Here is a 19180-nt window from a genome sequence, read left to right as displayed (position 1 = left end):
GAGGAGCGAAGTCTTCCGCCCCTCGCCTTGGGCAGCAGGATCAGCCGCGCAGGCCGACGATCATGCTCATCGCGAGCGCCAGGACGACCAGCAATGCCATCCACGCGATGATGCCGGCCATCAGCACGAAAGTGCCCATGACCCGGGCCTTGCTCTTGTCCGCGAGCCTGAACAGCGGATAGACGCCGTGGTAGATCAGCGCCGCCGACGCAACCCACGCGATCGCGACGACGAGTGCGTTGAACCACGTGATCGGGACGAACAGCGCGAGCGCCGAAATCCACAGCGGCGTCGGGGCGACGGCCGCGAGCAGGAACGCGTCCTGGTAGGTCGGCGTGGCATCGACGACGTCACCCATCTGCTGGATGATCGACGCCATCAGCGCGACCATCGCGAGTTCGGCGAGGAAGAACGCGACAGCCACGCCGATCGCTTCGCCCACTGTGATCGCCGGCACCAGCTCCGGAAACACCCCTCCCGGCATGACCAGCAACGCATACAGCAACATCACCGGAGGAATCAGCGACATCGGCAGCACGAACGTCGTGAAAAGCTTCCTCACGCTCGGGCGGGTCTCGATCAGGTCCTGCCAGCCCTCGCGGTACGAATAGAACATTTTCGGAAGATTGTGCGTGTTCATCGTCGACCTCCTCGGTTCGCGTGACGAGACTGCAATTGGACCGTCCGGCCCTGCGAAAAGTCCCGCCTCGTTTTCATTGTAGACAACGGCGAAAATCCACCGGCCCCACCCCTGCCGCCGCAGGACTGTTGCCGCATGACTTGCCGACAATGGAATCGCTCGGTACCTTGCGTCGCTTGCGCGATGTCCTCGCGTGCGGCCCGGCCCACTCCCCCACTTCCCGCTCCCCATGTCCCGACTCGAAGGCTTTCCGCCGGTCGCCACTCCCGGCGCCCACACCCTGATCCTCGGCAGCATGCCGGGTGCCGCGTCGCTGGCGGCGGTCGAGTATTACGCGCACCGCCGCAATCTCTTCTGGCCGATCCTCGGCGAAGTGCTCGGCATCGATCCGGCGCTGCCTTATGCGGAGCGCACGCGTCGCCTGGCCGATGCCGGCTACGCGCTGTGGGACGTGCTCGGGGCGTGCCGCCGGCACGGCAGCCTCGATTCGAACATCGAGAACGACTCGATCGAAGTGAATGATTTCGCGACCTTCTTCGCCACGCACCCGTCGATCGATCGGGTGTTCTGCAACGGCACGACGGCAGAACAATGCTTCCGCCGCCACGTCCTGCCGGCGCTCGAAGGGCGCTTCGAATTCGAAATTCGGCGGCTGCCATCGACGAGCCCGGCGAACGCATCGATCCCGCATGCGGCGAAGCTCGCGGCATGGCGGGAAATCGCGCGATGAGCGCGGGCCGGAAACGCAGGGTCGCCGTCATCGGGGGCGGGCCGGCGGGACTGATGGCCGCCGAAATGCTTTCGTCGCGCGGCCACGCCGTCGACGTCTTCGATGCGATGCCTTCGCTCGGGCGCAAATTTCTCCTCGCCGGCATCGGCGGCCTGAATCTGACGCACTCGGAAGCACCCGAAGCATTCGCCGCGCGTTATCGCGAACGCAGGCACGAATTCGAGCGGCTGCTCGCGACGTTCGGGGCAGCCGCGCTGCGCGATTGGGCACACGGGCTCGGCATCGAGACTTTCGTCGGCAGTTCCGGGCGCGTGTTTCCGGTCGGGATGAAAGCGGCGCCGCTGCTGCGCGCGTGGCTGCGCCGGCTGCGCGAGGCGGAAGTGCGATTTCACGTGCGCCAGCGCTGGCTGGGCTGGCAGGCCGGCGACGCCCTGCCGACGCACGGACTGCGCTTCGCGACCCCTGCCGGCGAGCATCTCGTCGACGCCGACGCGGTCGTGCTCGCGCTCGGCGGCGCGAGCTGGGCGAGACTCGGTTCGGACGGCGCCTGGGTGCCGTGGTTGAGCGGGCGCGAGGTCACGGTCGCCGCGCTGAAAGCCGCGAACTGCGGCTTCGACGTCGCCACGCCGGGTTCCAGTCGTGGTGCGAGCGGCACGGGCTGGAGCGAGCATTTCCGCGCGCGTTTCGCCGGCCAGCCGCTCAAATCCGTCGTACTCGGCTTCACCGATGCGCACGGCGAGACGCATTACCGTGCGGGCGAATGCATGGTGTCGGCGACCGGCCTGGAAGGCAGCCTGATCTACGCGCTGTCGGCGCCGCTGCGCGACACGCTCGCGGCCAACGGCACCGTCGAACTGTCGATCGATCTCGCGCCGGGCCGCACGCTCGAACGGCTCACTGAAGAGCTGTCGCGACCGCGCGGCGCGCGTTCGATGTCGAGCCACCTGCAGAGCAAAGTGGGGATTGCCGGCGTCAAGGCCGGGTTGCTGCGCGAGTGCCTGGCCTCGGACGCGTTCGCGTCGCCCGTCCGGCTTGCCGCGGCGATCCATGCGCTGCCCCTCAGGCTGGTCGCGCCCCGCCCCCTCGACGAAGCGATCAGCACGGCAGGCGGCGTGGTGTTCGAGGAACTCGACGAAGGCCTGATGATCCGCAAGCTCCCGGGGGTGTTCTGCTGCGGCGAGATGCTCGACTGGGAGGCGCCGACCGGGGGCTACCTGCTGACCGGCTGCTTTGCGACGGGTCGCGCCGCGGGGCTGGGCGCCAGCGCATGGCTGGCGAGCGCGCTGCGAAAGTAGGATGTTCCGCGTTCAGCCACGCCACGCATTGAACGCCGTGTAACCGATCCACGCCATCAGCAGCGATCCTGCGACGTGAACGGCCGTGTGCAACGCGAGCCAGCCCCATTCGCCGCGCTGGACGAGATGCAGGCCTTCGGCGGAGAACGTCGAAAAAGTCGTCAGCCCGCCGAGAAAACCGGTCGTCAGCAGCAGTTTCAGCACGGGCGACATTGCGGGAACGGCATGGATCCATGCGAGCGACGCCCCCATCAGCAAGCCGCCGAGCAGGTTCGCCGCGAGCGTGCCGAACGGAATGGTCAGGAATATCGGGTTCAGCAGCAGTCCGAGTCCCCAGCGCAGCCACGCGCCGAGTGCCGCCCCGGCACCGACCGCGAGGAACGCCGACACCGTGACCGGCAACGTCATCGGGTGCTCCCGCCCCGGATCGCTTCTTCGCCCGTGTGAACGGACCTCGGGGAGATCGGGACCAAGTCGACCGGCTCACCAGCCATGACATTCCTATGCGTGCAAAACCGCCGGCATTCTACCGGACGCGAGCGGCGCAACGCCCCGCCATCCGCCGCGGCGATTCGATTTCAACCGGGTGCGGCGGTAGAATCGCCGACTTCCGGGCATTGCACCCATTCTTCGAGGCTTCACCCCGTGTCCGACACTCCGAAATCCGGCGCCATTGCGCCCCCTGCGAGCAACTTCATCCGCAACCTCATCGACGAGGACAACCGGAGCGGGAAATGGGGCGGCCGCGTCGAAACGCGCTTTCCGCCCGAACCGAACGGCTACCTGCACTACGGCCACGCGAAGTCGATCTGCCTGAACTTTGGCCTCGCGCAGAGCTACGGCGGTGCCTGCCATCTGCGCTTCGACGACACCAATCCCGAAAAGGAAGAGCAGGAATACGTCGATTCGATCATCGAAGCGGTGCGTTGGCTCGGCTTCGACTGGGGCGAACACCTGTATTTCGCCTCGGACTATTTCGATCGCATGTACGCGTGCGCCGAATACCTGATCACGTCGGGCCGTGCCTACGTCGAATCGCTGTCGGCCGAGGAGATGCGCGCGTACCGGGGCACATTGACCGAGCCGGGTCGCGACAGCCCGTACCGCAACCGCAGCGTCGCCGAGAATCTCGACCTCTTCCGCCGCATGCGCGCCGGCGAGTTCACCGACGGGCAGCACATCCTGCGCGCGAAAGTCGACATGACCTCGCCGAATCTGAACCTGCGCGACCCGGCGATCTATCGCATTCGCCGCGCGACTCACCACCGCACCGGCGACGCCTGGTGCATCTACCCGATGTACACCTTCGCGCATCCGATCGAGGACGCGATCGAAGGCATCACGCATTCGCTGTGCACGCTCGAGTTCGAGGACCAGCGCCCGTTCTACGACTGGCTGCTCGACGCGCTCGCGACCGGCGGTTTCTTCCCGCGGCCGCTGCCGCAGCAGATTGAATTCGCGCGACTTAACCTGACTTACGTCGTGCTCTCGAAGCGCAAGCTGATCCAGCTCGTCGATGAACACCATGTCGACGGCTGGGACGACCCGCGCCTGCCGACGCTCGTCGGCGCGCGCCGGCGCGGCTTCACGGCAGCAGGCTTCCGTCTCTTCGCCGAGCGCATCGGCGTGACGAAGTCGGATACGTGGATCGACGTCAGCGTGCTCGAGGAATGCATGCGCGAGGACCTGAACGACGCCGCCGAGCGGCGCGTCGCAGTGCTCGATCCGTTGAAGCTCGTCATCACGAACTACCCGGAAGGGCACAGCGAGCAGTGCGAAGCGCCGAACCATCCGCTCAAGCCCGAACTGGGCAAACGGCCGATGCCGTTCTCGGGCGAACTGTGGATCGAGCGCGAGGACTTCATGGAAACGCCGGCCAAAGGCTTCCACCGCCTCTACCCCGGCAACATGGCGCGGCTGCGCTACGGCTACGTCGTCAAATGCTCCGGCTACGAGAAAGACGCCGACGGCAACGTCACCGCAGTGCTGTGCGAATATCTGCCGGACACGAAATCCGGCACGCCGGGCGCCGACTCGGTGAAGGTCAAGGGCAACCTGCACTGGGTATCCGTCGCGCACGCGTACGAAGCCGAGGTGCGGCTCTACGACCGGCTGTTCGCCCATCCCTACCCGGGCAACCGGCGCGAAGGCGATCCGGAGGATTTCGAGCGCAGCTACATCGACGACTTCAACGACACGTCGAAGCTGACGATCCGCGCGCAGCTCGAACCGGCGCTCGCGAACGCCCGGCCGGAAGACCATTTCCAGTTCGAGCGCCACGGTTACTTCGTCGCCGACCGCATCGATTCGACCGCCGGAGCACCGGTCTTCAACCGCACCGTGACGCTGAAGGACTCGTGGAGCAAGACCAAAGGATAAGCGGCCCATCCGGGAACGGCTCCGCACGACCGCCGGCGCGTCCGGCGGCGGCAGCCGGAATCGCGGTTGCGCCGCCGCGGGCATCGGCGGATCATCGGCGAAAAATGCCGATTGAAAGCCGATGACTCCCCTCCTTCGCCGCGTCCGCGCGGTTGTCGTCACCCTTCTCGTCCTTGCCCTCGTCGCCACCGCCGTCTGGTGGTTCACCCGCCCGAAACCGGTCCCGGTGCTGCTCGTCGAAGTCGGGCATGGCGTCGTCGAGGCGACGCTGTCGAATACGCGCGCCGGGGAGATCGAAGCGTGCCAGCGCACCCGGCTGTCGACGATCGTCGGCGGGCGCATCGATTTTCTCGGCGTCGAGGAAGGCGACCGGGTCGAAGCCGGGCAGGTGCTGATGCGGCTGTGGAACGCCGACCAGGACGCCCGGCTCGCCGTCAACCGCGCGCAACTCGAGACAGCGCGCAAACGCGTGCAGGAAGCCTGCACGCAGGCCGACAATGCCGAACGCGAAGCGGCCCGCCAAACGGAACTCTTTCAGCGCAATTTCATTTCGGCCTCGCGCGAGGAGCAGGCCCGCACCGAAGCCCGGGCTCTCCGGGCGGCCTGCGAAACCGCGCGCGCCGACACGCGCACCGCAGAAGCGCAGATCGACGCGACCGCGACCGACCGGCAGCGCACTGTGCTGATCGCGCCGTTTGCCGGCACGGTCGCGAAGATCACCGGCGAGCTCGGCGAATATTCCACCCCGTCGCCGCCGGGCGTGCCGACGCCGCCCGCGATCGACCTGATCGACGACAGCTGCCTGTACGTCAAGGCGCCGATGGACGAGATCGACGCGCCGAAAATCCACCCCGGCCAGCGCGCCCGCGTGACCCTCGACGCGCTGCCAGGGAAAGTGTTCGACGCGAAGGTCAAGCGCATCGCCCCTTACATCACCGCGGTCGAGAAGCAGGCGCGCACGGTGGATGTCGACGTCGAATTCGTCCGGCCCGACGAAGCGCGCGGCCTGCTCGTCGGCTACAGCGCCGACGCGGAGATCGTGCTCGACGTGCGCGAGAACGTGCTGCGCATCCCGACCGCGACGCTGCAGGAAGGCAACCAGGTGCTGCTTTATCGGGAATCGGACGGCACGCTCGAAGCGCGCGAGATCAAGCCCGGGGTGGCGAACTGGGACTACACGGAAGTGCTCGACGGCCTCGCCGCGGGGGACCGCATCGTCAGCTCGCTCGAACGCGAGGGCGTCAAGCCCGGCGCGCGGGTCGACCCGGAAAACGACGGACGCGCCGCGCGCTGAAACACCCATGGCGCAGATCGAACTCTCCGACATCGAACGCGTATTCAAGCTCGGCGACAGCGAAGTGCATGCGCTGCACGCCGTGACGGTCGCGATCGAGGCCGGCGAATACGTCGCCGTGATGGGGCCGTCCGGTTCCGGCAAGTCCACGTTGCTGAACCTGCTCGGCCTGCTCGACCGGCCGAATGGCGGCACCTACCGGCTCGAAGGGCGCGACGTGACGACGCTCACCGCCGACGAGCAGGCCGAAGTCCGCCGCAACCGCATCGGCTTCGTGTTCCAGAGCTTCCACCTCGTGCCGCGGCTCACCGCCGCCGAGAATATCGCGCTGCCGCTGATGCTCGCCGGCGTGCCACTTGCCGAGCGCGCGCCGCGCGTCGCCGAAGCGCTGAAGAACTTCGGTCTCGATACGCGCGCCGACCATCGCCCCGACGAACTGTCCGGCGGCCAGCGCCAGCGCGTCGCGATCGCGCGCGCGACGATCATGCGCCCGGCGATGATCCTCGCCGACGAGCCGACCGGCAACCTCGACCGCGCGACCGGCCAGGACGTCACCGCGCTGCTCGAGAGCCTGAACGCGTCGGGCGTGACGCTGATCGTCGTCACCCACGACCCGGTCATGGGCGGGCGGGCGCGGCGCCGGCTGATGATGGAAGACGGCGCGCTCGTCGCCGACCTGCGTGCGGACGCCGCTTCAACCCCCTGAATGACGCCTGCCGACACTCTGCGCTTCGCGACGCGCGCGGCCACCGGCTACCCGCTGCGCACCGCGCTGATGGTCCTCGCGATGTCGATCGGCGTCGCCGCGGTCGTGGTGCTGACGGCCCTCGGCGACGGCGCACGCCGTTACGTCGTCAACGAGTTCTCTGCGCTCGGCAGCAACCTCATCATCGTGTTGCCCGGCCGCTCGGAAACCGGCGGCGTCGGTCTCGGCAGTCTTTTCACGAGCACGCCGCGCGATCTCACGGTGCGCGACGCCGCGGCGCTGCTGCGCGCGCCCGACGTGCAGCGCATCACCCCACTGACGCTCGGCAATTCCGAAATCGCGTACGGCGGACGGCTGCGCGAAGTGCTCGTGCTCGGCACCAGCGCGGACTACCTCGGCATCCGCGGTTACCGCATGGCGCTCGGGCGCTTCCTGCCGCGCGAGGATCTCGAACGCGCGTCGTCCGTCGCGGTGCTCGGCGCGACGCTGCGCGACGAGCTCTTCGGCATCGAGCCCGCGGTCGGCCGCATGATCCGCATCGGCGACCGGCGGCTGCGCGTCATCGGCGTGCTCGAAAAATCCGGTCAGGGCCTGGGCATGAACACCGACGAGCTCGTCGTCGTGCCGGTCGCGACGGCGCAGGCGATGTTCAACACCAACACCCTTTTCCGCGTGATGGTCGAGGCACGCAGCCGCGACGCGCTCGCCTCGGCCCAGCGCCAGGTCGAAGACATCATGCGCACGCGCCGCGACGGCGAACTCGACATCACCGTGATCACGCAGGATGCGGTGCTCGGCACCTTCGATCGCATCCTCGGCGCGCTGACGTTCGCGGTCGCCGGCATCGCCGCGATCAGCCTCGCGGTCGCCGGCATCCTCGTGATGAACGTGATGCTGGTCGCGGTCACGCAGCGCACTGCGGAGATCGGCCTGCTGAAGGCGCTCGGCGCGACCGGGCGCAACATCCGCCTCGCCTTTCTCGCCGAAGCGGCGCTGCTGTCGCTCGCCGGCGCACTCGCCGGCCTCGCGCTCGGTCATCTGGGCGCGTGGGGGCTGCGGCTCGCGTTCCCGGTGCTGCCGGCCTGGCCGCCGGACTGGGCCGTGTACGCCGGGCTCGGCACGGCAATCGTGACCGGCGTGCTGTTCGGCGTGATGCCGGCACGCCGCGCCGCGCGCCTCGACCCGGTGCAGGCGCTGGCGAAGCGATGAGCCTCGCCGACTTCCTCCAGCTCGCGCTGCGCTCGCTCGTCGCCCACCGGCTGCGCAGCTTTTTGACGCTGCTCGGCATCGGCGTCGGCATCGCCGCGGTGATCCTGCTGACCTCGATCGGCGAAGGCCTGCACCAGTTCGTGCTCAAGGAATTCACACAGTTCGGCACCAACATCATCCAGGTCACGCCCGGCCGGCAGGGCGCGCGCGGCGGTCCGCCCGGGCTGCCGAGCACGACGCGCGAGCTTACGCTCGACGACGCCGCCGCGATCGCTCGCCTGCCGCTCGTCACCGGCATGACGCCGGTCGTGCATGGCAACTCGGAAGTCTCCGCGGCCGGGCGGGTGCGGCGCACCACCATCTACGGCGTGGGCGCCGAGATGGACCGGCTCTTCTCGATGCGGGTCGGCATCGGCCGTTTCCTGCCGCCGGACGACCCGGTCGGCGCGCGCGCGTTCGTCGTGCTCGGCGCAAAGCTCAAGCGCGAGCTGTTCGGCAACGCGAACGCGCTCGGCGAGCGCCTGCGCATCGGCGGCGAGCGCTATCGCGTCATCGGCGTCATGGCGGAGAAAGGCCAGTTCCTCGGCGTGGATCTCGACGACACCGCCTATATTCCGACGGCACGCGCGCTCGCGCTGTACAACCGCGAAGGGCTGATGGAGATCGACGTCACCTACGCGGAGACGACGCCGGCGGCGGCGGTGGCGGAAGCGATCCGCACGCTGCTGGCGGCGCGCCATGGTCAGGACGACGTGACGCTGACGACACAGGAAGACATGCTCGCGCGGCTGTCGAACATTCTCGACATTCTCACCGCGGCAGTCGGCGCGCTCGGCGGCATCTCGCTTGCCGTCGGCGGCGTCGGCATCGTCACGATCATGACGATCGCAGTCACCGAGCGCACGAACGAGATCGGCCTGCTCGTCGCGCTCGGCGCGCGGCGCGCGACGATACTCGGCCTGTTCCTCGGCGAGGCGGTCGCACTGGCCGCGATCGGCGGCGCGCTCGGCCTCCTCGCCGGAGCCGGCCTCGCGCAGCTCGTCGGGCTGCTCGTGCCGGCACTGCCAGTGCGCACGCCATGGCATTTCGTCGTCGTCGCCGAAGTGCTCGCGATCGCCATCGGCCTGCTCGCCGGCGTGCTGCCGGCGCGCAAGGCGGCGCGGCTCGATCCGGTCGAAGCGCTGCGCGCCGAATAGAAACCGCGGAACCCGCGAGGCGCAGGCGACGCCCTCGTCCTGTCCCCGACGCGGTTTCATTGCGGCAGATCAAACTCCCGCGATCGGCTGCGGCGGCCGCCGTCCATGGCGACTACAGTGAATCAACGGATTCGCTCTTCGCGCAACTACAGCATGGAGGTTGTCATGTGTTTCTTCGACTCGCCGGTCGGCCGTTGCGAGGCCGTACGGGAACTGGTGCTGCTGGACGAAACCCAGCAGGAATGTGCGTGCGAGCATGGCTGCCCGCCCGGCTTCGACTGCCCGCTGAAAGGCATCTTCACCGAACAATCCGGCGTCACCGATCCCGCAAGCCTGCCCTGCCGGCGGGCGCCCCCGCCTCCCCGGCGCCGGAAAGTCCGCGGCGCCCGGCTCGGCGACGAAGTGCAGCCGCGTTCAGAAGCGTTCGTCTTCTCGTAAAAAGCGCCACTGCCCGAGCGGCAGGTCGCCGAGCTTGACGCGCCCGATGCGCACGCGCTTGAGGCCGACGACCTTCAGCCCGACCAGTTCGCACATTCGCCGGATCTGGCGCTTGCGGCCTTCGCGCAGCACGAAGCGAAGCTGATCCTCGTTGAGCCACTCGACTTTCGCCGGACGCAGCGTCCGGCCGTCGAGTTCGAGACCGTGATTGAGCAGCGCGAGGCCGCGTTCGTCCAGTCTACCTTCGACCCGCACCAGGTATTCCTTCTCGACCTTCGAATCGTCGCCGATCAGCTGGCGCGCGATCCTTCCGTCCTGCGTCAGCACCAGGAGGCCGGTCGAGTCGATGTCGAGCCGTCCCGCAGGCGCGATCCCTTTCAGGTGCGAGGGATGGAAGCGCTGCGCGTCGGCGCGGTCGAACTGGTTGTCCGGCCCGATCAGCGACACCGCCGGCTCGAAACCCGGCTCGGGCTGCCCGGACACGTAGCCGACCGGCTTGTGCAGCAGGATCGTGACCTGCTCCATCTGGCGGCGCTTCGCCTGCGCGGCGAGCGTGATTTCGGCGTTCGGATCGATGCGGATGCCCAGCTCGCTGACCCGCTGCCCGTCGACGAACACCCAGCCACGCTCGATGATCTCGTCGGCCTCGCGACGCGAACACAGGCCACGCTCCGACATGATTTTCGACAGCCGCACCCCTTCCGGCGCGTCAGTCGGCGCGGGCGAGGGAACGGACGGCGCGGTCGCGACGGAGCGGGGACGTACGGCGGCCTCGGGAGCGCGGGACCGCGGGCGGTCCGAAGTGCGTCCGGCAACGGGAGCCTTCGCGGTCCTGCGAGCCGGACCATCACCGCTTGCGGAAGGGGATGATGAGGGGGTTCTTGCGCGGGGCCGGGGCTTGCGTTCGAGTCTTTCGACGGGGCGACCGTTTGGCGCTCGGGAGGCTTTCCCGTGCCGCGGCGATCGGCCGACGGCAGGAAGCGCGTGCGCAGGCCGGATTTCCGGGCGGGAACGTCGTCGCCTGCGGGCGCCGCATCGACGGCCGCAGCCGGCTTGACGCCGAGAGTCGTGCGGCGGGTGCCGGTTGGAGCCTCGTCGCCGGTGACGCTGCCGGAAGGCTTCGTTGTCGTGTCGTCCGTCTCGGCGGCGGGCCGGCCGGTATCTCCGGCGGAGGGGGAGCGTTTCATGGAAACCTGCAATCAGAAAAAGTCGGCCGCGCGGGGCCGGTGCCGAATCATACGCGCGGCGGCGGTTGCGGTCTGTCTTCGCGCGGCAATTCTTCGCCGGGCTCGTCGAGGAGAGTCCAGTCACGCCCATGGCACGCCGGCGGAAAGTTCCGCTCGCGCTCCCGATGGAGGTGGAGGTAGGCTTTCGCGAGGAAGTGCGCGCTGATCGGGGCGGTCAGAAAAAGGAACAGCGCGATGAGCAGTTCGTGCGCGGACACTTCGCCGCTGCGCACGACGACGTGGATCATCGATGCGAGCAGCACGCCGCCGACCCCGGCCGTTGTCGCCTTGGTCGGGGCATGCAGGCGGGTCATCAGGTCGGGCAGCTTGACGAGGCCGATCGATCCCACCAGCGTGAAGCCGCTGCCGGCGACGATCAGCAGCGATACGACAAGTTCGCCCAGGGTTTCGATCATTCGAGGACGTCGCCGCGCAGCATGAAACGACAGTATGCGATCGTCGAGATGACGCCGAACATCGCGAACAGCAGCGCGGCCTCGAAGTAGGTGCTCGTCGCCTGGTGGATCCCGTACAGGATGATCAGCGCGATCAGGTTCGTGACGATCGTGTCCGCTGCAAGCAGGCGATCCATGACTGTCGGTCCTGTCGCGAGCCGCCACAAGTTCAGCAGCAGCGCGACCGAGATCGCGGCGAACCCGAATGCGAGCGCGTATCCGATCATTCGAATATCTCCTTCAGCGGCGCCTCGTAGCGTTCCTTCAGGACTCGCACCATCGCCTCCGGATCCGGCGCATCGAGGCAATGCACGAGCAGGCTGCGGCGGTCGGCGGAGAGGTCGCAGCTCACCGTGCCGGGCGTCAGCGTGATCGTGCCGGCAAAAACCGCGATCGCTTCCGGCCATTGCAGATCGAGCGGCACGACGATCCAGCACGGTTCGAGACGCGCTGCCGGGCGGAACAGGATCAATCGCGCGACGACCAGGTTGGCGACGAGGATGTCGCGGAACACCCTGAGCAGATACGCGAAGACCTTGCCCCAGGCGCGGATATGCGGGCGCTGCGGCCAGAAGCTGCGGGTCGCATGCGCAACGACGACGCCGAGCACCAGTCCGATGAGCAGGCCGCCGACGGTGAAACGGTTCTGCAGTAGCAGCCACAGCACCGCGAGCAGCAGCGCGAGGCGCGGATGCGGCAGCCAAGCGGCAGGCGGGCGGCGGGAAGGTTCGCTGGTCATTCGTTGCCTCCCTCGGCACCGAGAACCGCATCGATGTAGCCGGCCGGGGCAAACAGCTGGGCGGCGGTCGCATCGAGGTAACGCGTGACCGGCCCGGCAAACACCACCAGCGCGGCATTGGCGGCAAGCAGCAGCCCGGCTGCGGTGATCGTCAGCGCCGGGCGGGTCAGCTGACGCGCGTCGAGCCCGCCGGGAAACGACGCACTCTTCCAGAACAGCGAGCTGCCGCCGCGCGCGAAGCCGATGATCGCCAGCAGCGACGTCGACAGCATCAGGCTCCAGATCCAGTTGCGGTTGAAGGCGTCGCGCGCGGCGTCGAGAATCAGCAGCTTGCCGATGAAACCGGACATCGGCGGCAGCCCCGCCATCGCGATCGCGCCGAGCAGGAACAGCGCGCCGACGAGACCCGACTGCGCGAACGCCGGCGCCGCGACGAGCGTGTCACCGTGACCGGCGCGGCGCTCCGCGACGAGATCGGCGACGAGGAACAGTGCGCCGGCGGCAAGGGTGGAGTGCAGCAGGTAGTACAGCGCCGCGGACAACGCCGGCGGTGTGAACAGCGCGACTGCGATCAGCAGCGTGCCCATCGAACCGAGCACTGCAAAGCTGACCATCGCGCCGAGCCGGCGGGCGGCGAGCACGCCGAACATCCCGAGCAGCAGCGTCAGCATCGCCGCCGGCATCAGCCACGGCGCGGCGAGCCACGCCGCGTCGCCCGCCCCTTCGCCGAACGCGAGCGTGAACAGGCGGATGATCGCGTACGCACCGACCTTCGTCAGAACCGCAAACAGCGCCGCGACCGGTGCCGGGGCATTCGCATACGTATCCGGCAGCCAGAAGTGCAGCGGCACCAGCGCTCCCTTGACTGCGAAGACCAGCAGCAACAGCAGCGCCCCGCTGCGCAGCAGGGCTTGGTCGGCCGCTGCAACATCGGGCACTTTGACGGCGAGATCAGCCATGTTCAGCGTGCCGGTGACGGCGTACAGCAGTCCGACGGCGAACAGGAACAGCACCGACGCCGCGAGATTGACGACCACATACCGGACCCCTGCGCCGACTCGCCGCGCACCACCACCGTGCGCCATCAGGCCGTAGGATGCGATCAGCAGCACTTCGAAGAACACGAAGAGGTTGAAGAAATCGCCGGTCAGGAAAGCGCCGTTCAGCCCCATCAGCTGGAACTGCAGCAGTGCGTGGAAATGCCTGCCGCGCGTATCCCAGCCATTCACCGCGTACAGCAGCACCGCGACGGCGAGCACCGCGGTGAGCAGCAGCATCAGTGCCGACAGGCGGTCGAGCACCAGCACGATGCCGAACGGCGCCGGCCAGCCGCCGAGCGCGTAGGTGCGGACGCTGCCGTCGCTCGCCAAGCTCACGAGCGCGATCGCGAGCAGCAGCAGCGCGACCGCCGAGGCGAGCGAAGCGGTGCGCGCCAGCGCGATGTCGCGACGCATCGTCAGCGCGATCACCGCCGCGATGACGGCCGGCAGCACGATAGGCAGGACGATTTCGTGGGTTATCAACGGTCCCCTCCGTCGCCGTTCCCGCCCGGTTCGTCGTCGACCCGGTCGCTGCCGCTTTCAACATACGCGCGTGCCGCCATGACGACCACCACTGCGGTCATGCCGAACGAGATGACGATCGCGGTCAGCACCAGCGCCTGCGGCAGCGGGTCGGTGTAATCGCCACCGGCGCGGATCACCGGCGGCAGGTCGACGGCGAGGCGGCCGGCCGCGAAGAGAAACACGTTGACCGCATACGACAGCAGCGCGAGCCCGAGCACCACCGGGAAGCTGCGAGCGCGCAGCAGCAGATAAACGCCTGTAGCGGTGAGCATGCCGACGGCGGTGGCGACGAGGAATTCCATCCTAGCCCTCCTGCCGGCGCGCGTCGGGCAGCCTTGGCGTCGGCGGTGTGGGAGCGGGCGCCGGCTGGGGGTCGCGCCGGTCGATACGGCCGAAAGTCGCCAGGATCAGCATCACGGCGCCGACGACGGTCAGGAACACGCCGGCATCGAACGCCATCGCGCTCGAGAATTCGACGACGCCGAGCAGCGGTACCGCAACATGGCCGAAAGCGCTCGTGAGGAACGGATGGCCGACGACCCAGGCGCCGACTCCGGTCGCCGCGGCGACCAGCACGCCCGCACCGATGACGACGTGGTGATCCGGCCCGAGCCGCTGTTCGGCCCACGCTGCGCCGCCGGCGATGTACTGCATGATCAGCGCGATCGCGACGATCAGGCCGGCGACAAAACCGCCTCCCGGAGCGTGGTGACCGCGCAGGAAGATGTAGGCGGCGACGACCAGCGCGAGCGGCAGCATGATCCGCGCAACGACTGCCAGCATCAGCGGCCGGCGGTCGCGCGCGCGGGGCGACAGCGCCTCCTCCAGCCGCGCCGTCCGGACGAACAGGCGCTGCGCCCCATCCAGCAACGCGAAGACCGTCAGCGCGGCAATGCCGAGGACGATGATTTCGCCGAAAGTATCGAAGCCGCGGAAATCGACGAGGATGACATTGACGACGTTCGCGCCGCCGCCTTCGGGAAGCGCGCGTTCGAGGTAATAGCCGGATAGCGTCTCGACGTCCCGTGTCATCACCGCCCACGCTGCCCCGCCGCTGCCAAGCCCCGCAAGCACCGCCAGCGTCGCATCGCGCAGCCCCCGCACGCGGCCGCTCTCGGCCGGAGTCGTCTTCGGCAGCACGTTCAGTGCAAGGAGCATCAGGACTACCGTGACGACCTCGACGCCAATCTGCGTCAGCGCGAGATCCGGGGCCGACAGGTAAAGGAAGGCGAAAGCGACGATGAGCCCGATCACTCCCACGCTCACCAGCGCGAGCACCCGCTGGCGCTGGAGTACGAGCACAACGGTGCAACAGCCGACGAGCAGCAGCCACGCGACGATCGCCACCGGGGTCGCCGGCAGCGTCTCGCGCACGCCCGCAGCGTGGCTGCCGCTGAAGAAGCCGACGTCGCCGATGAACACTGCGCTACCGACGAGAAACGCGAGGTAACGCCGCAGCGACCCGTTGTGCACGTCCGCCGTCACCTGCCTGCAAAACGCGACGCTGCCGGCAATCGCCGCATCGAACATCGGCTTGGCTTGCGGATGCGGCACTGCCTGCCACGCCTCCCGCAGCCGCGCGTGGCGCGACAGCAGGAAAAGCCCGGCGGCCAGCGCGAAAACCGACATCGCGAGCGCGGGCGTCGCACCATGCCACAGCGCCAGCTCGTACTCGGGCAGCGGCCCGCCGACGACCGCCGCTGCCGCTGTTGCGACCAGCGGTCCCGCGAGCGCTGCCGGAAACAGCCCGATCAGCACGGCGATCGCGACAAGCACCAGCGGCGGCAGCCACAATCCGGCCGACGGATCCTTCAGTCTTTTGGCATAGCGCTCATGCCGTCGCACGAAGAACACGTGCACGAGGTAGCGAAACGAATACGCGACCGAAAACATCGCCGCCACCGTCGCGACGAGCGGCACGGCCCAGCCCTGCCCTGCCCATTGCGTCCGCGCGGCCGCGTCGAGCATCATCTCCTTCGACAGGAAGCCGTTGAGCAGCGGCACGCCGGCCATCGACGCTGCGGCGAGCGTCGCCAGCGTCGCCGTCACTGGCATCAGCGTCGCAAGCCCGCCCAGCTGGCGGATGTCGCGCGAACCGACTTCGTGGTCGATGATGCCGGCGGTCATGAACAGGGCCGCCTTGAAAGTCGCGTGGTTGAGGATGTGGAACACGCCGGCGACCGCCGCGAGCGGCGTGCCGAAACCGAACAGCATCACCACCAGGCCGAGGTGGCTGATCGTCGAGAACGCCAGCAACGCCTTGAGTTCGTCCTCGAACAGCGCGACGACGGCACCGATCAGCATCGTCGCGAGGCCGGTCGTCGCGACCACGTAGAACCACGCGTCGGTGCCGGAGAGTACCGGCCACAGCCGCGCCAGCAGGAACACGCCGGCTTTCACCATCGTCGCCGAATGCAGGTAAGCCGATACCGGCGTGGGCGCGGCCATCGCATGCGGCAGCCAGAAATGGAACGGGAACTGCGCGGATTTCGTGAAGCAACCGCCGAGGATCAGCAGCAGCGCCGGCAGGTAATGAGGCGACGCGTGGATCTGGTCGCGCTGCTGCAGGATCACCGTCAGATCGAAGGATCCGGCGATGTCGCCGAGGATCAGCATGCCCGCGATCATCGACAGCCCGCCGGCAGTGGTCACCGCAAGCGCCATCCGCGCGCCTTGCCGGGCCTCGGGCAAGTGCTTCGAGTAACCGATCAGCAGGAACGACGACAGGCTCGTCAGTTCCCAGAAGATCAACAGCAGCAGGACATTGTCCGACAGTACGATGCCGAGCATCGCCCCCTGGAAGAGCAGGAGGTAGGCATGGAAGCGGCTGCCCGAGTCCCGTTTCGGCAGATAGAAACGGGTGTAGGCGATGATCAGCAAGCCGATGCCGAGGATCAGCACGGCGAAGAGGAAACCGAGCCCGTCGAGAAACAGGTTCGCGTTCAGGCCGAGCCCGGGAAGCCATACCCACCCCGCCTGCACGACGTCGCCGTCGAACACGGCAGGCGCGTGCGACAGCAGCAGCACGAAAGCCACCAGGCTCACCGAGAAGGCCGCGAGCGCGGAGGCGGTGCTGCCAGCGCGTCCGAGCAGCGCCGGCAGCACCGCACCGACAAAAGGCAGCATCACGATCAGGGCAAGACTCATCCGGCTATCCTCCCCGACCTTCGACGGGCCGCTAGCCGGGGTAGCGGCTGCGGCGCGAAGACAGCTGGCCGCTCCCCGCCACACTTGCGGGTGGATGCATTCCCGGCCGTCGGCTGTCGATACGTTTCACGACGGGATCAGTCGCGATCACAGCAGCTGGAATGCCAGCACCGCCACCAGAGTCGGCGGCAGGGCCGTGACGAGCAGGCCCAGCGGGTTGATCGCCTCGTCCTCGAAATTGCCCCGCAGGATCGCGAAGCCTGCCGGGTTGGGCGCATTCGCGATCACCGTCAGGCCGCCTCCGGTGACCGCCCCGGCAACCAGCGAATACCGGAACGCTTCGTCCGTGCCTTCGACGAGCGAGCCGAGATACGTCAGTGCGGCATTGTCGGTGATCGCGGTCAGCGCGGTGGCGCCGAAATAAAGGGCGGTCGTGTCCATGCCCGCAAGAATGTCCTGCAGCCACCACTGCTGCAACGCCCCGAGCGTCACCAGCCCGGCAAGGAAGAAGCCGACCAGCAGGCCCTCGCGCAGCATCAGGCGGTCGTGATAGTGCCGGTAGCCTTCGGCCACGCCGAGAAACAGCAGAAACAGGCCGACGAACACGATCGGGTGATGGGCGAAATAGACGATGCCGGCGAGAAACGCGACGTGCGCGATGATCAGCGGCCAGGGCACGGTGCGGTCCTTGCTCCGCGCGTCGACCTTCAGCGCCTTCAGTTCCCGTGCGAACAGGAAAGTCGCGATGCCGGCGTTGACGAACACGGCGAGCGCCGCTTTCCAGCCGAAATGGCCGAGCATGTACCACAAGTCCCAGTTCCACTTCGCGGCCACCATCAGCACCGGCGGCGCGGCGAAATGCGTCAGCGTGCCGCCGATCGAGACGTTCACGAACAGCGCGCCGAGCGTGACGTACTTGAGCCGGTGCGAGATCCCTTTCGCGTAGAAGTTGTCGCGCAGCATCAGCGCGGCCAGCGTCATCGCTGCCGGCTCGGTGATGAACGAGCCGAGCAACGGCAGCGCCGACAGGCACACGAAGTAGAACGCGACGCTGTCATGGAGTGGAATGTAGCGGGCCAGCGCACGCGCGCCGATCTTGCACAGCTCGAGAATCGGCCGGCTCGCGGCAACCACCATGATGATGAACACGAACGCCGGTTCGGTGTAGTTGAGCCCTTCGAGATATGTCGTCGGGGCGCTCGCACCGCTCGTCACGGCCATGAAAATCAGCAGCACGAACGCCCAGAAGCCGAACACGACTTCGACTTCGCCGAGCAGATGCCAGATGCCGGCGTGATTGGGCTGGAGGTGAGCAAGATGCTCGAAGTACTTGGTCAGGAAAGTGTGGGCGACCGCCACCGCGAACAAGCCGGTGCCGACCATTTCGAGCATCGAGGGATTCATTCAAACCTTGCCATCGTCAAAAAATGGAAGCGCCCGATTATAGGCGGTCAGGCGCCACGTTTCCGCCGCAAAAGGCGCTGCTACTCGCCGCGCACGAGGACCAGATGCACACGGTATGGCCCGTGCGCCCCGAGCACGATCGTCATTTCGATGTCGCCGGTGCGCGACGGGCCGGAAATGAAATTCACCGCGCGCGGCAGTTCGCCGATTTCGCTGCGCGCGAGCGCCCAGGCCTCTTCCATCGCCGGGACGATGCGCGACATCGGCACCACGGCGACATGCGTCTCGGGCAGCAGGCTCGTCGCTGCCGGAGTGCGGGGGCCGGAACAGGTCATCAGCGTGCCGGTCTCGGCGATCGCGCAGAAGCAGCCGGTGACGCCGACGAGATCCATGTCACCGGCGGCACGCGTCTCCATCGCCAGCCCCGCGCCTGCCCAGTCCAGCCCGGCGAGCGCAGGCCACACGACGCCGCGACGACTCAGCGCGCGGGCATCGAGATAACGGGCAACCGCGGCCGGCACGTCGGCGAGCGCTGCGACCTCGTCGATCGTGCTCGACATGCGCTCGGCCTCGCGCCGGAAGCGGGCTGCGAGATCGGCGTCGAACAGCGGGTGCGGTCCGGCCGTGCGCGCATCGAAGGTCGCTTTCACCTCGGCTCGCGCCGCCTCCCGGCTGCGCTCGGTGCGGCCCAGTGCGGCACGGATCCGCCCGAGGATGTGGTCACGCGCGTTCATTCTTCGCCTCCGTCGGTGGCGTC

The 19180-nt window shown here is 68.0% G+C and carries 19 protein-coding genes; 8 read left to right on the top strand and 11 right to left on the bottom strand.

Annotated features, from left to right (window positions below; all coding sequences use genetic code 11):
• Nucleotides 1–40 precede the first annotated feature (40 nt).
• Entirely contained in the window at nt 41–640 is a 600-nt protein-coding gene (locus GO608_RS06035) for a Yip1 family protein (RefSeq protein WP_169199727.1), read from the bottom strand.
• A gap of 229 nt (nt 641–869) precedes the next feature.
• Between GO608_RS06035 and GO608_RS06030 the strand changes: the two genes are divergently transcribed.
• Nucleotides 870–1370, top strand: coding sequence for a DNA-deoxyinosine glycosylase (locus GO608_RS06030; protein ID WP_169199728.1), 501 nt, complete (start codon nt 870–872; stop codon nt 1368–1370).
• On the top strand, nt 1367–2665 hold the full coding sequence (locus GO608_RS06025; RefSeq protein WP_169199729.1) for a TIGR03862 family flavoprotein: 1299 nt from the start codon (nt 1367–1369) through the stop codon (nt 2663–2665). The genes GO608_RS06030 and GO608_RS06025 overlap by 4 nt, the downstream gene beginning before the upstream one ends.
• A 12-nt stretch (nt 2666–2677) precedes the next feature.
• On the opposite strand, the gene crcB is transcribed toward GO608_RS06025, so the two are convergent.
• Complete coding sequence (crcB, locus tag GO608_RS06020; RefSeq protein WP_169199730.1) at nt 2678–3073, bottom strand: fluoride efflux transporter CrcB; 396 nt, start codon at nt 3071–3073, stop codon at nt 2678–2680.
• Nucleotides 3074–3310: 237 nt separating this feature from the next.
• On the opposite strand from crcB, the gene GO608_RS06015 reads away from it, so the two are divergent.
• The 6 genes from GO608_RS06015 (at nt 3311) to GO608_RS05990 (ending at nt 9887) form a co-directional block, all read left to right on the top strand.
• On the top strand, nt 3311–5044 hold the full coding sequence (locus tag GO608_RS06015) for a glutamine--tRNA ligase/YqeY domain fusion protein (protein WP_169199731.1): 1734 nt from the start codon (nt 3311–3313) through the stop codon (nt 5042–5044).
• A 121-nt stretch (nt 5045–5165) separates the two neighbouring features.
• Nucleotides 5166–6338, top strand: a complete 1173-nt coding sequence (locus GO608_RS06010) for an efflux RND transporter periplasmic adaptor subunit (RefSeq protein ID WP_169199732.1) — start codon at nt 5166–5168, stop codon at nt 6336–6338.
• Between the two features lie 7 nt (nt 6339–6345).
• Nucleotides 6346–7044, top strand: a complete 699-nt coding sequence (locus GO608_RS06005; protein ID WP_169199733.1) for an ABC transporter ATP-binding protein — start codon at nt 6346–6348, stop codon at nt 7042–7044.
• A complete protein-coding gene (locus tag GO608_RS06000) occupies nt 7045–8253 on the top strand; it encodes an ABC transporter permease (RefSeq protein ID WP_169199734.1) in 1209 nt (402 codons plus the stop codon). It abuts the gene before it with no gap.
• Nucleotides 8250–9449, top strand: a complete 1200-nt coding sequence (locus GO608_RS05995) for an ABC transporter permease (RefSeq protein ID WP_169199735.1) — start codon at nt 8250–8252, stop codon at nt 9447–9449. The genes GO608_RS06000 and GO608_RS05995 overlap by 4 nt, the downstream gene beginning before the upstream one ends.
• Nucleotides 9450–9614: 165 nt before the next feature.
• Nucleotides 9615–9887: a hypothetical protein gene (locus GO608_RS05990; protein ID WP_169199736.1), complete on the top strand. Its 273-nt coding sequence runs from the start codon at nt 9615–9617 to the stop codon at nt 9885–9887.
• On the opposite strand, the gene GO608_RS05985 is transcribed toward GO608_RS05990, so the two are convergent.
• The 9 genes from GO608_RS05985 to GO608_RS05945 form a co-directional block, all read right to left on the bottom strand.
• On the bottom strand, nt 9864–10583 hold the full coding sequence (locus GO608_RS05985; RefSeq protein ID WP_247002882.1) for a pseudouridine synthase: 720 nt from the start codon (nt 10581–10583) through the stop codon (nt 9864–9866). The genes GO608_RS05990 and GO608_RS05985 overlap by 24 nt on opposite strands.
• Before the next feature lie 538 nt (nt 10584–11121).
• Entirely contained in the window at nt 11122–11529 is a 408-nt protein-coding gene (locus GO608_RS05980; protein WP_211159513.1) for a Na+/H+ antiporter subunit G, read from the bottom strand.
• On the bottom strand, nt 11526–11795 hold the full coding sequence (locus tag GO608_RS05975; RefSeq protein WP_169199737.1) for a K+/H+ antiporter subunit F: 270 nt from the start codon (nt 11793–11795) through the stop codon (nt 11526–11528). The genes GO608_RS05980 and GO608_RS05975 overlap by 4 nt, the downstream gene beginning before the upstream one ends.
• The gene (locus GO608_RS05970; protein WP_169199738.1) at nt 11792–12307 is read right to left on the bottom strand and encodes a Na+/H+ antiporter subunit E; all 516 of its coding nucleotides are present in this window, start codon (nt 12305–12307) and stop codon (nt 11792–11794) included. Before GO608_RS05970 ends, GO608_RS05975 begins: the two co-directional genes overlap by 4 nt.
• Complete coding sequence (locus GO608_RS05965) at nt 12304–13830, bottom strand: monovalent cation/H+ antiporter subunit D (RefSeq protein WP_211159514.1); 1527 nt, start codon at nt 13828–13830, stop codon at nt 12304–12306. The genes GO608_RS05970 and GO608_RS05965 overlap by 4 nt, the downstream gene beginning before the upstream one ends.
• Complete coding sequence (locus GO608_RS05960) at nt 13827–14174, bottom strand: Na+/H+ antiporter subunit C (protein WP_169199739.1); 348 nt, start codon at nt 14172–14174, stop codon at nt 13827–13829. The genes GO608_RS05965 and GO608_RS05960 overlap by 4 nt, the downstream gene beginning before the upstream one ends.
• Before the next feature lies 1 nt (nt 14175).
• The gene (locus GO608_RS05955; protein WP_169199740.1) at nt 14176–17019 is read right to left on the bottom strand and encodes a monovalent cation/H+ antiporter subunit A; all 2844 of its coding nucleotides are present in this window, start codon (nt 17017–17019) and stop codon (nt 14176–14178) included.
• 147 nt (nt 17020–17166) lie between these two features.
• Nucleotides 17167–18423 (bottom strand): putative Na+/H+ antiporter, encoded by a 1257-nt coding sequence (locus GO608_RS05950; RefSeq protein WP_169199741.1) that lies wholly within the window; start codon nt 18421–18423, stop codon nt 17167–17169.
• Between the two features lie 80 nt (nt 18424–18503).
• Nucleotides 18504–19157, bottom strand: coding sequence for a LutC/YkgG family protein (locus GO608_RS05945; RefSeq protein WP_169199742.1), 654 nt, complete (start codon nt 19155–19157; stop codon nt 18504–18506).
• Nucleotides 19158–19180: the final 23 nt, after the last annotated feature.

This window comes from Aromatoleum buckelii (assembly GCF_012910785.2).
GTDB lineage: Bacteria > Pseudomonadota > Gammaproteobacteria > Burkholderiales > Rhodocyclaceae > Aromatoleum > Aromatoleum buckelii.
This window is presented reverse-complemented; position numbering and strand designations above follow the sequence as displayed.

Coding starts and splice junctions, on each gene's coding strand:
- GO608_RS05960 (WP_169199739.1), bottom strand. CDS start 14,174: ATGGAATTCCTCGTCGCCACCGCCGTCGGCATGCTCACCGCTACAGGC.
- GO608_RS05980 (WP_211159513.1), bottom strand. CDS start 11,529: ATGATCGAAACCCTGGGCGAACTTGTCGTATCGCTGCTGATCGTCGCC.
- GO608_RS06030 (WP_169199728.1), top strand. CDS start 870: ATGTCCCGACTCGAAGGCTTTCCGCCGGTCGCCACTCCCGGCGCCCAC.
- GO608_RS06010 (WP_169199732.1), top strand. CDS start 5,166: ATGACTCCCCTCCTTCGCCGCGTCCGCGCGGTTGTCGTCACCCTTCTC.
- GO608_RS05970 (WP_169199738.1), bottom strand. CDS start 12,307: ATGACCAGCGAACCTTCCCGCCGCCCGCCTGCCGCTTGGCTGCCGCAT.
- GO608_RS05995 (WP_169199735.1), top strand. CDS start 8,250: ATGAGCCTCGCCGACTTCCTCCAGCTCGCGCTGCGCTCGCTCGTCGCC.
- GO608_RS05950 (WP_169199741.1), bottom strand. CDS start 18,423: ATGAATCCCTCGATGCTCGAAATGGTCGGCACCGGCTTGTTCGCGGTG.
- GO608_RS06005 (WP_169199733.1), top strand. CDS start 6,346: ATGGCGCAGATCGAACTCTCCGACATCGAACGCGTATTCAAGCTCGGC.
- GO608_RS05945 (WP_169199742.1), bottom strand. CDS start 19,157: ATGAACGCGCGTGACCACATCCTCGGGCGGATCCGTGCCGCACTGGGC.
- GO608_RS06025 (WP_169199729.1), top strand. CDS start 1,367: ATGAGCGCGGGCCGGAAACGCAGGGTCGCCGTCATCGGGGGCGGGCCG.
- GO608_RS05955 (WP_169199740.1), bottom strand. CDS start 17,019: ATGAGTCTTGCCCTGATCGTGATGCTGCCTTTTGTCGGTGCGGTGCTG.
- GO608_RS05975 (WP_169199737.1), bottom strand. CDS start 11,795: ATGATCGGATACGCGCTCGCATTCGGGTTCGCCGCGATCTCGGTCGCG.
- crcB (WP_169199730.1), bottom strand. CDS start 3,073: ATGACGTTGCCGGTCACGGTGTCGGCGTTCCTCGCGGTCGGTGCCGGG.
- GO608_RS06000 (WP_169199734.1), top strand. CDS start 7,045: ATGACGCCTGCCGACACTCTGCGCTTCGCGACGCGCGCGGCCACCGGC.
- GO608_RS06035 (WP_169199727.1), bottom strand. CDS start 640: ATGAACACGCACAATCTTCCGAAAATGTTCTATTCGTACCGCGAGGGC.
- GO608_RS05990 (WP_169199736.1), top strand. CDS start 9,615: ATGTGTTTCTTCGACTCGCCGGTCGGCCGTTGCGAGGCCGTACGGGAA.